Genomic DNA, 12872 nt, shown 5'->3' on the forward strand with positions numbered 1-12872 from the left:
GAGATGTGAATGGGCGAAACAATTAGCTGTAACTAATTTTAATGCCGCTGGAAACGTTTACTCTAGAATGACACCGTACCTAATTGCGAGCCGCACTAGCTCAACCGCATTGGTAATGCCAAGTTTTTGTTTAAGAATGGTTTGGTAGTTCGCCACAGTTTTTTGGCTTACATTTAACATTAGCGCAATATCGTCAACCCCACTGCCCTCAGCCAGCAACCTGAATACTTCAAACTCTCTGGCTGATAGGCGCTCGGTAGGGTCTGCCGCGCCAGAAAGTGACTGCATGACAATTTTTTGCGCAATATTGGGGCTAATGTAAGTTTTGCCGGAGTTGGCCTCACGTACTGCCAATAGTAAATCATCGGCCAGCCCTGACTTTAAAACATAGCACTTGGCGCCAGCAGCCAGTGCCTGTGTGGCAAACGCGGTATTTTGATGCATAGTGAAAATGACTATTTTTGCTGATGGATCACGCTGCAATATTCGTCTCAAGGCCTCTAAACCACCCAGCCCCGGCATGGAGATATCCATCACCATCACGTCTGCCGGAAATTCGTTGTGGAGCTGGCAAGCCTGTTCACCACTATCAGCCTCGGCCACCACTTCAATATCACCACCAAGCTCTAATAAGCGGCGCAAGCCTGAGCGCACAACATTGTGATCATCTACTAAAATGACCCGAATTTTGGTAATCATATGCCTGCCCTTAACATAATGGGTAAACTGACGTGTATCTCAACCCCCGCACCTGAGTTGGCATTGAGCTTAAATGAACCACTCAGCCCTTCTACACGCTCACGCATACCAGCTAAACCAAAACCGTGCGTGTTTAAGGTAGGGTCAAATCCTTCCCCATTATCTTTAAGCAATAGCTTTAAACGCCCAGCCTGCAACTCCACCTTAATAGTCACTAAGCGTGCTTTTGAATGCTTGGTCACGTTGGTTAGGCACTCTTGAACAATACGATAAGTAGTAATTGCCATTGTTTCATTCAGGCAATTGATCTGATTAGAAATATTGATACTGAGGCTGACGCCGCGATTACGCTGCCGCCAGTTGTCGATAAGTTCGTTTAATGATGCATGTAAACCTAGCTCATCCAGCACGGCTGGCCTCAAGCGCTGCAGCATTTGCCTGACGATTTCCATCATCTGTCTGGCTACAATACTAATAGCCTGCGCACTTTCATAAGTGGATGTAAGGTCTTTTGCCTTAAGTATGGCAGAGGCATCAATATTGATAGCCGTTAAATGCTGCCCTATTTCATCATGCAAATCATGGGCGATATTTTTACGCTCATCTTCTTGCAGCCTAATTAATTGCGTTGTCAGGCGATGGTTATTCAATATACTGTTTTCTAAGGTTTGCGCCATGGCGTTAAACTTACTGCTGACACTTGAAAGCTCAGGTAGTGAAAATAGAGGTAACCGCGCACTCCAGTGCCCATGCTCAAGCTCTGTGAGCGCATCCAGTATGGTATTTAATGGGCGTAGGGCTCGGTCTACCGCCCAATAAATCACGCCATTCACTACGATAAAAAATAGTAACCCCAAGCTTAATAAACCTAAGGTGTCATGCCATATCTCAGCAATCTCATAGGATGGATCTGGCGTAATGACAAGCTCACCTAGTATGCGATTGTTAATAACAACTGGACGGTGAGTAGTCTTTAATGAAGAGGAAACCTTACTCATCAATTTTATAAACCAGGCTGGAGGTGATGCATGACCATGACTGGTGGGTGGCCGATTGCTATCACGCAGATTCCCTTGCGCATCAAAAAACTCTATACGCAAATGACGTACGTTATCTAAGCTTTGCAAACGAAAGATAGTTACCTTATTTTTATCGGCATTATTCGCCCATGTGTAATCCGAAACATAATGCAGTAACTCAGCATCAAGCAAATGCAATGCTAAAACCGTGGTGGAATCAACCTCAGCCCTGACATCCTCTCGGGCGTTATCAATCATCATCCCCGCCCCTATCAGCATGACTAACGCCAGCATCAAGGTAATGATTAAATTGATTCTGATTTTTAAATTCATCTTATTTTTCTTTTTTAAGTCTATTTTTTATAGTTTAAATAACGCTACAAACATTATTTTCAGATCAGCTTTTTATCAAAGCTACATCTATGCCAACGTAAAGAAAATATTCTAAGATTATGTTTTATTTAATTTAATAGGTTATGGCGACAGTGACTTCAATGTGACTGCTGGCTCAATTCAACCTAATGCTGGCTGAAATCAACAAACAAAGATAATTCACAAATCAATGATGGTGATAACTTTGGGGCAGCGGTAATCATTTAATAAGTAATCGTTTTTTGTGGAAATGCCTAAACTGAAACTCATTGCAGAATTTGATAACTGCCTCATCAGATTCAAAAGATGTGTGTGGTATCGTACAGATTGGCTTTGCTAACATCTGCGAATATATAACTCTCCTAGAGCATCAAAACCTTATCCAAAATAAATAGGAGAATGAATATGATAGATGTCAGAAAAATCAAGCCGGAGATGCCGGTAGTTTGCTCACAAGATGGTGAGTTTGCCAAAGTTGACCATATGGAAGGCGATAAAACAATTAAATTGATGAGGGATCAGCATGGCCAACATCACTACATCCCATTAAGCTGGGTAACCTCCACAGACAATCAGCAGATTAAGATTGATCGCCCCGGGGAGCAGGCCATGAAAGAATGGGCCGTTTCCGCACCCATTACTTAAACATTCACATATATTCTGGGAAGTCCACACCATAATTTGTGGAGCGTGCAGAGTCTGTACACTATCGAACACCCACGATGAGTTAATACAGAAAATAAAAATCCTAGAGTCTTACTATAAGCAATGTTTTGGCAATATCAGATGTATTCATATCTAGATATTGCCACTGTATGTTGGTTGACGTACTGACAGGCACAGTCAAGATAAGCACTATAGATGCACGATATTGATAAGGTGCAGATATACCTACCCCAATGCGAGAGAGCAGTGTCTCTTAGCTTCTTACTTAAATGATGAATACTTCAAGTGGACAATACAAATCTTAATCGTTTGTATTAACTGACAGACTGCACCAACTAATAGATTGAACCGAGGATGATTACCATGAAACATCATTATGTATCAGGATTTTTTGCCAGCAAAGAACATGCCGAAAGCACGCTTTCAGCACTTACGGCTAAAGGCTTTCCACTTGAGCTATTAACTATTTTCAAATCTCACTTAGATACACCTAAGTCGAAAATGGAAGCAAAAAGTAATGAAGCACTAAAAGACATAATAGTTGATGGCGCAATAGGTGCTGGCGTTGGTACAGGTATTGGCGCATTAGTAGAAGTAGCATTGATTGCGGCAAATGTAACTTTATTTGTTGCTAGCCCATTAATAGCTCCGCTGGCATTACTCGGCTGGGGCGCTAGCTTAGGTGCATTGGCTGGCACGACTATAGGCTTTAAAGTCCCCGCCGATGATAAAGGCGGCAAGTTCTCTGACATGATTAGAGATGCCATTTCCAATGATCAGGTTGTCTTGGTTGCTGAAGCTACTACGCAAGCTGAAACTAAATTGGCTCATCAAATAATTCAAGATGCGGTGGGCAGACAAAGACACAAGCAGTGCTTCAAAAGCCCTTGAGCACTCCGGCCTGCACCACAATTGATAAATGCGGCTACATCAACCCAGGCCTTATATTGCAAGTGCTAAATATTCAGCGCATGAATATCGCTAACTTAAACGTTAACTTTTAACTACTTGCGTGTAAACAAAAGTGCCACGCCTGCCACTATAGATATCACACCCACCCAAACTGGGATATTAACGGTTTCCTTATCTTTGATAGAAAGCTCTATCGGACCTATCTTGGCTTGATGGGTTTCCTTAGTGTAAGTAAAGCTCCCATACGCCAAACCAAGAGCGCCAGAAACAATTAATACAATTGCTAATACTTTGATTGCATTCACTCGACACTCTCCTATAAGGATGACTTGATTAGCTTTGGGCAACGTTTAATAAAGCAGAGTATTGAATATTGAAACTACTTTACTACACGACCTAGCTAAATATATTATCTGACTTATTAGAGGCCGCGACCTTGAATTACACGTATTAGTATCACGACAATTGCGACTATTAATAGAATGTGGATTAAACCACCCATGGTGTATGATGAAACTAGGCCAAGCACCCAAAGAATGAGCAATACTATTGCAATGGTTTCAAGCACTTAAATTCTCCTTATTAAAGCTACCAATTGGCTATTTCATTTTAAGTCGCATATCGTTTTTAACAGATGCCACACCTTTAACGCCACGTGCCACTTCTATTGCTTTATCAATATCCTCGGCCGAATTAACAAAACCGCTTAACTGCACCACACCCTTGTAGGTTTCGACGTTTATTTCAGCAGACTTCAAGGTGGATTCATTCAAAATAGCTGCTTTCACCTTGGTGGTAATAACAGTGTCATCTAGGTATTCGCCGGCGCTCTCATGTTTGGGAGGCGATGTATCTTTATTGTTGCTGGTTGAGGCACATCCAGATGCAGTCGTTAGTATGCCAACCATAACAATAGTGGAAATTTGTGTAAGTACTTTCATAGCTTTTCTCCTTATGAATTTAACAATGTCAGTGACAGGTAGCTTTAAGCTATAACACTTAATGTTCTTCCACTTCTGAACTCATCATATATGCCATTGAAAAAATACTATGTACGACATCGAACACATCAACAATATTTTTTAAAACCCACCTGGTAAGTGCTGCCTCCCTAGCCATATGTAGTTTTATTGTGATGGGATATGGGATAGTAGATAGTTAACGCATACAAATTGTCCGACAACCTACATAGCTAGCCAATTTAATCTACAGCAATCACAAATCATGTCTCAGATAGAGCCATCACTCATTGCGATAGCCACCAGGCGGGCCCCTTCTCTGCTCCTGCCCTCGCTGCTCAGCTTCATTTGCACTGTTGCCATACCGTCTTTGCTCGTTAGGCTGCGGTCTTTCCCTACTCTGCTCTCGTTGATTCTTCCATTGTTCTGACTGCTGTCTACGATAATTATATTCTGTGCGCTCCTCAGTTGCAGGCGGCATGGCTGATCTATCAATATTCATCTCTTCGTTTCGTGGGCGCTGTGAGCGCGTGGCGGCAGGTGCATCCTGCTGACCTGGGACGGTCTGCTGAGGAGGATATACCTGCATTTGTCGGGCACGTTCATCCGAACTTGGTTGTTGGTTTTGCTGTTGGTTATGTTGTTGTTTTCGCCTTTGCTCTTGAACTTCAGGGCGGCGACCTTGTTGTTGACTTTCCGGAGGTGGCATCAAAATGTCTTCGTCTCTCCTTTGCGGTGACTCATAGCGCTGATTACCCTGCCTGACACCTCTATCTTCAAGAGCACGCTGCCTTTCACGCTGGGCAGGAGCTCTCGGCGCTAGTTGATCCTGATAATGTTGCCGTACCACAGGATCTTGTGGCTGGTAACGATAATTCCTCTGTTGAAGCTCATGTTGCTGCTCAATTTGTTTTGGATAGCGGTCGCCAGCGTATTGCCGCTGATAGACTGGTGGTGGCGCAGCTGGTGGCACTAGACGACGATCCCATCTATCCCAACCTCTTCTATGCTGATCCCAATCATGCCCCCAATGATCACCCCAACGTGGTGGTGCATCGCGTCGCCATCCATAAAAGTAAACCGGTGGCTGACGGTAATAACGTACGGGGATTCTTAAAATAAATACCGGAACATCCTCAGGATAAACCAGCCACCAAGGGCCGTTGTACCAAGAGCTGGTGTACCAGTCATCATCTTGGTAGATCCAATACAGGCCATCATAAAAGAAGTAGTTAGCATCGAGTCTAGGTGCGTAATAAACCGGGTAACCGGCTACTACGACAAGATCAGGAAACACCGATAAATTAATCCTGACGCTAACTTGGGCAGAAACGGAAGTCACAGGACACAACAATATAGCTAGAACAATGAGTACATGGCGAATTTTAGACATCTTGTACCTCCGGTTATAAAACTTAAGGCTATCGTTATGGTAGTAGCTAGGAGCGCATAGCTTGCTTTAAGCTTAGAGTATGTCATTTCCATAAATGTTCTTATCTGAGTAGCGTATATAAAAATTAAACACTGTTGCATCAGAACTTAAGTGACAGCTTAAGACAATACCAACATGACATAGCAGGTGGGTATAGGCGTACATATAAGTTAGATAGCGCACAGATAATCACTAGCCAATATGTTACTTTTACCCGACTAATAGATTCATTGCTCTTTACAACTTACATCGTCTAAATCCACCCTGTAAACTTAGGGTCCTTCCAACCTTCGTATTTCTTTCAAGTGACTGAGAAATGGCTATCAGCAAGAGATACTTATGGACACCCAAAAAATTACCCTCCAACGCTTGGCACCAGTTGCAGTCGCACTTTTAATAACATTACTTGTTGGCTGTAGTTCAATACCCACAATGGTGCCTGACATGGCCTTACGACCATCACGGGCAGTGCAGCTTGAAGGTGCTCATGGCGCTTTATCTCCCAAGCAAAGCAAAGAGATTCTCGCAAAGCTAAAAAAAGATGGTGACGATACCAATATATTCGATAAACATCTGGCACTAGAGTCTGAGATTGTCGGCAGCCCATTGGTCGTTGGCAACAAAGTAGAACTACTAATCGATGGCCCAACCACTTACAACGCCATGTTCGCAGCGATAGAGGCCGCGAAAGATCATATCAATATGGAGACATTTATTATTGAAAACGATGAGGTTGGACAGCGATTTATCGAATTATTAGTCAATAAGCAACGCAGTGGAGTAAAGGTTAACCTTATCTACGACAGTGTGGGATCATTAAATACGCCAGCTGCATTCTTTACACCTTTAATAGAAAGTGGCGGAAAGGTATTGGAATTCAACCCGGTTAATCCGCTTAATGCACGCAAAACCTGGCAAGTCACCCAACGTGACCATCGCAAGCTATTAATTGTAGATGGTAAGACTGCATTTGTAGGTGGCATCAATATCAGCAGTGTATATTCCAGAGGTTCCCATGGTGGTGGCTCGTTTGGCAAATCCAAACCTGATAAAGACAAACAACCATGGCGCGATACTCATTTACGCATGGCTGGGCCGATTGCGGGTGAATTTCAGAAATTATTTTTAGCTACGTGGTTTCAACAACAAGGTGCACCACTAGAGATTAAAAGCTATTTCCCAGAACTTAGCACGCAAGGCAACGATGTCGTACGCGCCATCGGTAGCTCACCAGAGGAGTCATATAGCCTGATATTCTCCACCCTGCTCTCAGCTATCAATAGCGCAGAAACTAATATTTTTCTGACAAATGCTTATTTTGTCCCTGATCCACAAATGCTAGCCGCATTGAAAAATGCGGTAAAACGCGGTGTTGATGTGAGACTCTTACTACCAGAAAAGACCGATTCGTTCTTAGTACTCAATGCATCGCGCTCTTATTACGATGAGTTACTGAGTGCCAATATTAAAATTTTTGAAAGACAGGATGCACTACTGCACGCCAAAACCGTGGTCATAGATGGCGTATGGTCAACCATAGGCTCGACCAATCTAGACTGGCGTAGCTTTGTCAATAATCAAGAAATCAATGCCGTTATCTTGGGGCAGGATTTCGGTGCACAAATGCAGGTGTTGTTCGACAAAGACCTGGAATCATCCAAACAAATTACACTAGAGGCATGGAGAAAACGCGCGCTCAGCGCTCGCATCAAAGAAAGAGCTGCTCGACTATGGGCTCGCTGGCTGTAATCACTTTAACTAGATGTTAATTTTAAAGCATACTTTTAAGGGTAAAAATATGCATTGGATATCTGTTTTAGTGATTTTCAGCCTGTGGCTTGCTCCCGAATATGCTTATGCCGCCCAATCAGAGGCCTCTAACCTAGAACTAGTAGCAAAGTACGCTGAGCTAACCAAAGAGCTCAGTAACAACCAGTTTAAACGCCCTCTCTATATGAGCTCTATGGAATCATCCGATAATTTAAAAGGTGAAATATTTGCCGTGGTCAATTATCCTTTTGCTACGGTGAGCCAAGCACTAAACGACCCAGAACACTGGTGTGATGTACTGATACTGCACATTAATATCAAATACTGCCATGCGGCGATTAGTCAGAACAGCACAATACTGAGTGTCAATATCGGTAAAAAGGATGAGCAGTCATTAGCTGACGCTTATCGAATGGCTTTCAACTATCAGGAAGTCACTACGACACCAAATCATTTTGTTATTGAACTCAATGCTGAAAGTGGACCATTTAGCACGCGTGATTATCGAATCTTGCTGGAAGCCATACCAATTAAAGATGGGCGTACTTTCTTACATTTTAATTATGCCTATGGGTTTGGTTTAAGAGGTAGCCTAGCGATGCAAGGCTATTTGGCAACCACTGGCAGGAATAAAGTGGGATTTACCATTACAGGTCAGACAGCGGATGGAAAGCCTAAATTTATTCAGGGGGTACGTGGCATCGTGGAACGGAATACTATGCGCTATTACTTAGCAATTGATGCTTACCTTGCTGAGTTAAATACACCGGCTCAAGACCTATTGGAACAGCGTTTACAACGTTGGTATAGCTCCACTAGCCAGTATGCCAGTCAGCTACAGGAAGTTGAAAGAGATGATTACCTAGCAATGAAACGTAGGGAGTACCAGCGTCAGCAGGTAGTTCAATGATAACCAAGTGCTGATCAGGTAGGATTTACCGTAAACGATGGCAAGTATACGCACTTACGCTGAAATGGAACGCAATCATACTCAGCTAATGGTATAAGTAGTAGGCATGATTGCTTTAAAAGCTTGCACTTTAATATCTACCATCATAATTTCCGTCACCGCGACCATCTCTTCGGTCATCATTATCTCTGTCTCGCTCATGATTTCTATCGTGGTGATGACCACGGTGATACCCATCATCATGCTGAGCCCTGACAATGCATCCACTCAAGATAATCGAAACTATACTTAAAATTAACAATAATTTTTTCATAGCGACTCCTTTGATAACGCTATTAACACAAGGGAAACGTTGACAAGGCAACGCCACACTTACTTAGTGGCATAGATAAAAACAGCAGAAGCAATAGAAAATATGCTGGGTAAAGTTAGCACCAGTACGGCACATACTAATTGCTGAGAAAAGTTTGAAATATGCACTTATAGCAATTGATAGCGAGAGCCTTAGCAATGAAACACGCGTAACCTAATTAACGCTTAAAAAGATATCAGTTATGCTCACTTGCTTCGTCTTTGATTGCTTTGCCGCCTTTTTCAATATCCTTGCCTGCACCTTCAACTGTATTGCACGCAGTTATTGCGGAAGCAATCCCGATGAGAAATAGTGTGGTGAGCAGTAGTACGAATAATCTTTTAATCATGATGAGTCTCCTATTATTCAAGAATCGGTCCTAAAGTATAGACACCGACGTGCTATCTTGTTCAATAATGCACTCACCACTTTAGTTCATCTGTGCGCCACCACACGATGCGCGGTGTGCTGGCAATGTATCAAACAAGATTAATTTTCACGCGTAGAAACTCTGCAGACCATATTACCCACGTCGCCAGCAACTAAGAGTGCGATACCTCTGTTAAGTGGTGTAGCAAGGATGAATAGATTGCTACCTACTATTTTTACTTTTTTGTTATTAAAAATTATATTTTCCCCATCAGCACTAATATGATAAGCACTAACACAATCAGCCCAAGACCACCGCTTGGCCCATAGCCCCAATTTTTACTGTGGCCCCAACTTGGCAGTGCGCCTACCAGCATTAAAATTAAAATAATCAATAATATTGTTCCTAAGCTCATGACAATCTCCTTAAGTAGTCTAAACGGATACTGGATGACGCCGTTTTACTCAGAAAACTCTAAGCCTATTAAAAATATAGTTCAGTATGCCAACGCACAGACGTTAAGCAAACAAAAAAATAAAATAATCAATCGTGACAATAAGTTAAAACAACTTATATTGATAATTAGGAGAAGTTACATGAATAAATTTATCGTAAGTACATTGGCAACAGTCATGTGTGTAAGCACATTTTCTGTTATTGCTGCAACCACCGTTGAGAACACTGATGATGGCAGCGCAATAGGCTCATCCGAATCGCCACAAATTAAAGAGCAAGATAAAAGGATCGATAAAAAAGAGACGAATAAGAGCCTAAAAAGAAACGGAACAATGAGTCACAACGACAAAGAAATGAAAGCAATGGATACAGATAGCAATGGCATGGTGTCAAAAGACGAATATATTTTATACCATGAAAAAATGTACGACAAAATGAAACAGAAAAATGGCGGTGTAAGTTATAAAAACTCGATGAACAACAAACCTATGGGTACGACTACCGGTGAAAGTCAAAACGGGAGTGTAGACATTACTAAAAAAGATGGCCCGATCAACGGCACAACAACTGGAACAAATCAATAGCTTAATAGCAGTTCAAACTTACCATTTACCGCTATTTTTATACGTATGCTAATGATTGATTAGCTTTCATCTATTAGAGGTACTAACATCATGACAAAAATCAGCCATTGACTGTTGGCTGGTTTTTTTAATGCTGACTGACCATAAACCAAATTTAATTTTAGCTGAGTCTATACATTTATCTTTTGCAGCACCGGCAAGTACATCGCACTTTTCTTTAGCAACGGCATAAATCAGCATCACGTTTTTGCATAGCGGCGTCTTTACGAGCGTCAGACTTTGTTTCCATCGCATCTGCATTTGCATCGTTAGTGATAACAATTGCCTAATCTTTGGCATCCATTGACTTCTCGCTGGCCTCAGCGTTTGCTTTTCTGCTCTGCTTTTCTAGTTTAGCATCTGATATTACGCTGGTATTAATTGCCTTGGCCTCTTTTATACAAACATATTTATTGTTACCAGCTTTGTCATCACACTTTTGTTTAGCCACTGCGTAGTCTGCATCGGCTTTGGCAACACGCGCTTTGTATCTATTATCGGCAGAAGGTTGATAAGCTGACTCAAGATAGGCTGCTGCTACACTCCTTTTACCCTTAGCTTCGGCCAAACATATGTCTTTTGCATTACCGGAGAAAGCGTCACAAGCTAGTTTTGATGCTTGGTACTCAGCAGAAATTTTCTTGCTTATGGTTACATATTGATTTTTTGACATTGATTCCGCACTTGCATTCATGTTGAATGCAAGTGCGATAGTGATTGCGCATATACTTAATTTAAATTTTTTCACGTTGGTTTCCTGCTGTTAACTTCTTGCTTAATTAATTATTCCCATCTTCAAAACTAGAGCCAGTTATGTGCCCATCAATAGGCACATTTTGTTATGCTCCTTGCTTTACATTGGGCTTATTGAATGAGCTCAAACTCTGATCAGCATTAGTTTTCAGATTAAATCCATCAGGTTTTATAATACGGATGACCTGTGGTTTCAAATCACTTTTATGCATATTGATGTTGTAATCTTTACCTGACTCAGGCTGTTTTTTGGGTTTGCGTTTAAGTTCGCTCCAATTAGCGTCAGTGCGGTTCCAGTTCATGTCAACTCCTTGCCATATATTCCGTTGTTACGGTTAATATCCATTTAGATTAATACGTTTTAATGGATAGCTTTTAAATAGAAACGATGTAACTATTGTTGTGAGTTTTGGCCTTGCATCAACTAATGGCCGTGAGCGCCTTTATCAGAACAACTGGACTCAGTTTGCTTGGACTGCCAATCATCAATTTCTTTTTCAACATCATCTTTCGCCTGGCCGTAAGCTTCTTGTATTTTTCCAGCCAATTGGTCACGCTTGCCTGCAATGACATCCAATTGATCATCGGTTAACTTGCCCCATTGCTGCTTCACGTTACCTTTTAATTGCTTCCAATTACCTTCGATTTGGTCCCAGTTCATTTTGTATCCTTTGTTAAATTAATTTAACGATGTAACTCATTCACTTGTATTTTCATCGTAAATTAAAGACTACATTTATGTTAAATTTGCTTCTGTTTGTTACCCCACATAGATGTAACTTGATTTGGATAAATTTGAATACGCAATAGTCAATCTGGAAACTGATGGGAGTGTCTGATGAGTTGATTAATATCAACAGCTATAAATGTTGGTTTACTACGTGCTAAAAAAATATCAATTAAATATCAATTAGTTAATTGGATTTATTAAAGTATAAAATACCAGCATTTACCTCAATAAAAATTTAGATCGTTAATACCTCATGCCCTCTAAAAGTAATGCCATGTCATCCGCATACACTTCTTCCATTACCAATATTTCTTTAATCATGCTCACTAATGAGTCACCATGTGCTTACTCGGCATGGCTACGGCTGCTTAGTTGGGAAGCTTGACGATCGTTTCACGATGAACGCCATATCCTAGTGGCTGCACCCTCCTCTACGTTTTGGCGCGCACGCACACGCAAGGTTGAAATGTCAGTTAAAACTGATGTATCACCAGCTGTCGTGTGGTTGGTATTCATTTTGTTTTTCGCTAGGTTTTGTTTTTCCCTAAGTCTTGTGTTTATAACTTTTAGCTTTGCCCAGATGAACTTTGTCTTTTTTAATGCTTTTCCTGTCAAATAGCTGGCCTCCAGCGTCATATTCACTTATACCGTGCATTTCTTCTTTCCTGCCTGCTAAGTGGTCACGAGCGTCTGCCAAATAGTCTGCGTGATCATCTGTTTTATTTCGATGGTCTTTAGCATTACCTTTGAAGTGTTTTGAATCACCATCCATCCTGTTCCAGTTCATTTAAGTTCCTTTTACTCAATATTGATGTTGATCAAGCCATTACTAGAATCAAGCTCAATTGA

Annotated in this window: 20 protein-coding genes; 5 read left to right on the forward strand and 15 right to left on the reverse strand. The window is 41.5% G+C overall.

The window, feature by feature from the left end; genetic code table 11:
• Nucleotides 1-57: 57 nt before the first annotated feature.
• Both ACSSU7_RS03700 and ACSSU7_RS03705 read right to left on the reverse strand, forming a co-directional pair.
• Nucleotides 58-699: a response regulator gene (locus tag ACSSU7_RS03700; protein ID WP_492517376.1), complete on the reverse strand. Its 642-nt coding sequence runs from the start codon at nucleotides 697-699 to the stop codon at nucleotides 58-60.
• On the reverse strand, nucleotides 696-2051 hold the full coding sequence (locus tag ACSSU7_RS03705; protein ID WP_492517377.1) for a histidine kinase: 1356 nt from the start codon (nucleotides 2049-2051) through the stop codon (nucleotides 696-698). Before ACSSU7_RS03705 ends, ACSSU7_RS03700 begins: the two co-directional genes overlap by 4 nt.
• Before the next feature lie 444 nt (nucleotides 2052-2495).
• Here ACSSU7_RS03705 and ACSSU7_RS03710 point away from each other — a divergent pair, with 444 nt between their 5' ends.
• Both ACSSU7_RS03710 and ACSSU7_RS03715 read left to right on the forward strand, forming a co-directional pair.
• On the forward strand, nucleotides 2496-2735 hold the full coding sequence (locus ACSSU7_RS03710) for a DUF2171 domain-containing protein (RefSeq protein WP_492517378.1): 240 nt from the start codon (nucleotides 2496-2498) through the stop codon (nucleotides 2733-2735).
• Between the two features lie 384 nt (nucleotides 2736-3119).
• A complete protein-coding gene (locus tag ACSSU7_RS03715) occupies nucleotides 3120-3647 on the forward strand; it encodes a hypothetical protein (protein WP_492517379.1) in 528 nt (175 codons plus the stop codon).
• Between the two features lie 113 nt (nucleotides 3648-3760).
• Here ACSSU7_RS03715 and ACSSU7_RS03720 read toward each other — a convergent pair whose 3' ends face one another.
• The 4 genes from ACSSU7_RS03720 to ACSSU7_RS03735 form a co-directional block, all read right to left on the reverse strand.
• Complete coding sequence (locus ACSSU7_RS03720; protein ID WP_492517380.1) at nucleotides 3761-3973, reverse strand: hypothetical protein; 213 nt, start codon at nucleotides 3971-3973, stop codon at nucleotides 3761-3763.
• A gap of 116 nt (nucleotides 3974-4089) precedes the next feature.
• Nucleotides 4090-4236: a lmo0937 family membrane protein gene (locus tag ACSSU7_RS03725; RefSeq protein WP_492517381.1), complete on the reverse strand. Its 147-nt coding sequence runs from the start codon at nucleotides 4234-4236 to the stop codon at nucleotides 4090-4092.
• A gap of 31 nt (nucleotides 4237-4267) precedes the next feature.
• A complete protein-coding gene (locus ACSSU7_RS03730; RefSeq protein ID WP_492517382.1) occupies nucleotides 4268-4609 on the reverse strand; it encodes a BON domain-containing protein in 342 nt (113 codons plus the stop codon).
• Between the two features lie 301 nt (nucleotides 4610-4910).
• Nucleotides 4911-6020 carry a hypothetical protein gene (locus ACSSU7_RS03735; protein WP_492517383.1) on the reverse strand — a complete coding sequence of 370 codons (1110 nt, stop codon included), beginning with the start codon at nucleotides 6018-6020 and terminating at the stop codon, nucleotides 4911-4913.
• Between the two features lie 378 nt (nucleotides 6021-6398).
• Between ACSSU7_RS03735 and cls the strand changes: the two genes are divergently transcribed.
• Complete coding sequence (gene cls, locus ACSSU7_RS03740; RefSeq protein ID WP_492517384.1) at nucleotides 6399-7808, forward strand: cardiolipin synthase; 1410 nt, start codon at nucleotides 6399-6401, stop codon at nucleotides 7806-7808.
• A 49-nt stretch (nucleotides 7809-7857) separates the two neighbouring features.
• Nucleotides 7858-8739 carry a hypothetical protein gene (locus ACSSU7_RS03745; protein ID WP_492517385.1) on the forward strand — a complete coding sequence of 294 codons (882 nt, stop codon included), beginning with the start codon at nucleotides 7858-7860 and terminating at the stop codon, nucleotides 8737-8739.
• Nucleotides 8740-8820: 81 nt separating this feature from the next.
• Here the strand turns inward: ACSSU7_RS03745 and ACSSU7_RS03750 are convergent, their stop codons facing one another.
• From ACSSU7_RS03750 to ACSSU7_RS03760, 3 genes are all read right to left on the reverse strand, one after another.
• On the reverse strand, nucleotides 8821-8982 hold the full coding sequence (locus ACSSU7_RS03750; protein WP_492517386.1) for a hypothetical protein: 162 nt from the start codon (nucleotides 8980-8982) through the stop codon (nucleotides 8821-8823).
• 305 nt (nucleotides 8983-9287) lie between these two features.
• A complete protein-coding gene (locus tag ACSSU7_RS03755) occupies nucleotides 9288-9440 on the reverse strand; it encodes an entericidin A/B family lipoprotein (RefSeq protein ID WP_492517387.1) in 153 nt (50 codons plus the stop codon).
• 277 nt (nucleotides 9441-9717) lie between these two features.
• A complete protein-coding gene (locus ACSSU7_RS03760; RefSeq protein ID WP_492517388.1) occupies nucleotides 9718-9876 on the reverse strand; it encodes a DUF3309 family protein in 159 nt (52 codons plus the stop codon).
• A 181-nt stretch (nucleotides 9877-10057) separates the two neighbouring features.
• On the opposite strand from ACSSU7_RS03760, the gene ACSSU7_RS03765 reads away from it, so the two are divergent.
• Nucleotides 10058-10501, forward strand: coding sequence for an EF-hand domain-containing protein (locus tag ACSSU7_RS03765; RefSeq protein ID WP_492517389.1), 444 nt, complete (start codon nucleotides 10058-10060; stop codon nucleotides 10499-10501).
• A gap of 66 nt (nucleotides 10502-10567) precedes the next feature.
• On the opposite strand, the gene ACSSU7_RS03770 is transcribed toward ACSSU7_RS03765, so the two are convergent.
• The 6 genes from ACSSU7_RS03770 to ACSSU7_RS03795 form a co-directional block, all read right to left on the reverse strand.
• Nucleotides 10568-10741, reverse strand: a complete 174-nt coding sequence (locus ACSSU7_RS03770; protein WP_492517390.1) for a hypothetical protein — start codon at nucleotides 10739-10741, stop codon at nucleotides 10568-10570.
• 85 nt (nucleotides 10742-10826) lie between these two features.
• Complete coding sequence (locus tag ACSSU7_RS03775) at nucleotides 10827-11288, reverse strand: hypothetical protein (RefSeq protein WP_492517391.1); 462 nt, start codon at nucleotides 11286-11288, stop codon at nucleotides 10827-10829.
• Nucleotides 11289-11379: 91 nt separating this feature from the next.
• Nucleotides 11380-11595, reverse strand: a complete 216-nt coding sequence (locus tag ACSSU7_RS03780; protein WP_492517392.1) for a hypothetical protein — start codon at nucleotides 11593-11595, stop codon at nucleotides 11380-11382.
• 122 nt (nucleotides 11596-11717) lie between these two features.
• Complete coding sequence (locus ACSSU7_RS03785; RefSeq protein WP_492517393.1) at nucleotides 11718-11954, reverse strand: CsbD family protein; 237 nt, start codon at nucleotides 11952-11954, stop codon at nucleotides 11718-11720.
• A 462-nt stretch (nucleotides 11955-12416) separates the two neighbouring features.
• Nucleotides 12417-12539, reverse strand: a complete 123-nt coding sequence (locus ACSSU7_RS03790; RefSeq protein WP_492517394.1) for a hypothetical protein — start codon at nucleotides 12537-12539, stop codon at nucleotides 12417-12419.
• Between the two features lie 28 nt (nucleotides 12540-12567).
• The gene (locus ACSSU7_RS03795; protein ID WP_492517395.1) at nucleotides 12568-12810 is read right to left on the reverse strand and encodes a CsbD family protein; all 243 of its coding nucleotides are present in this window, start codon (nucleotides 12808-12810) and stop codon (nucleotides 12568-12570) included.
• Between the last annotated feature and the right edge of the window lie 62 nt (nucleotides 12811-12872).

The organism is Methylotenera sp. E1MeOHC1 (assembly GCF_058745595.1).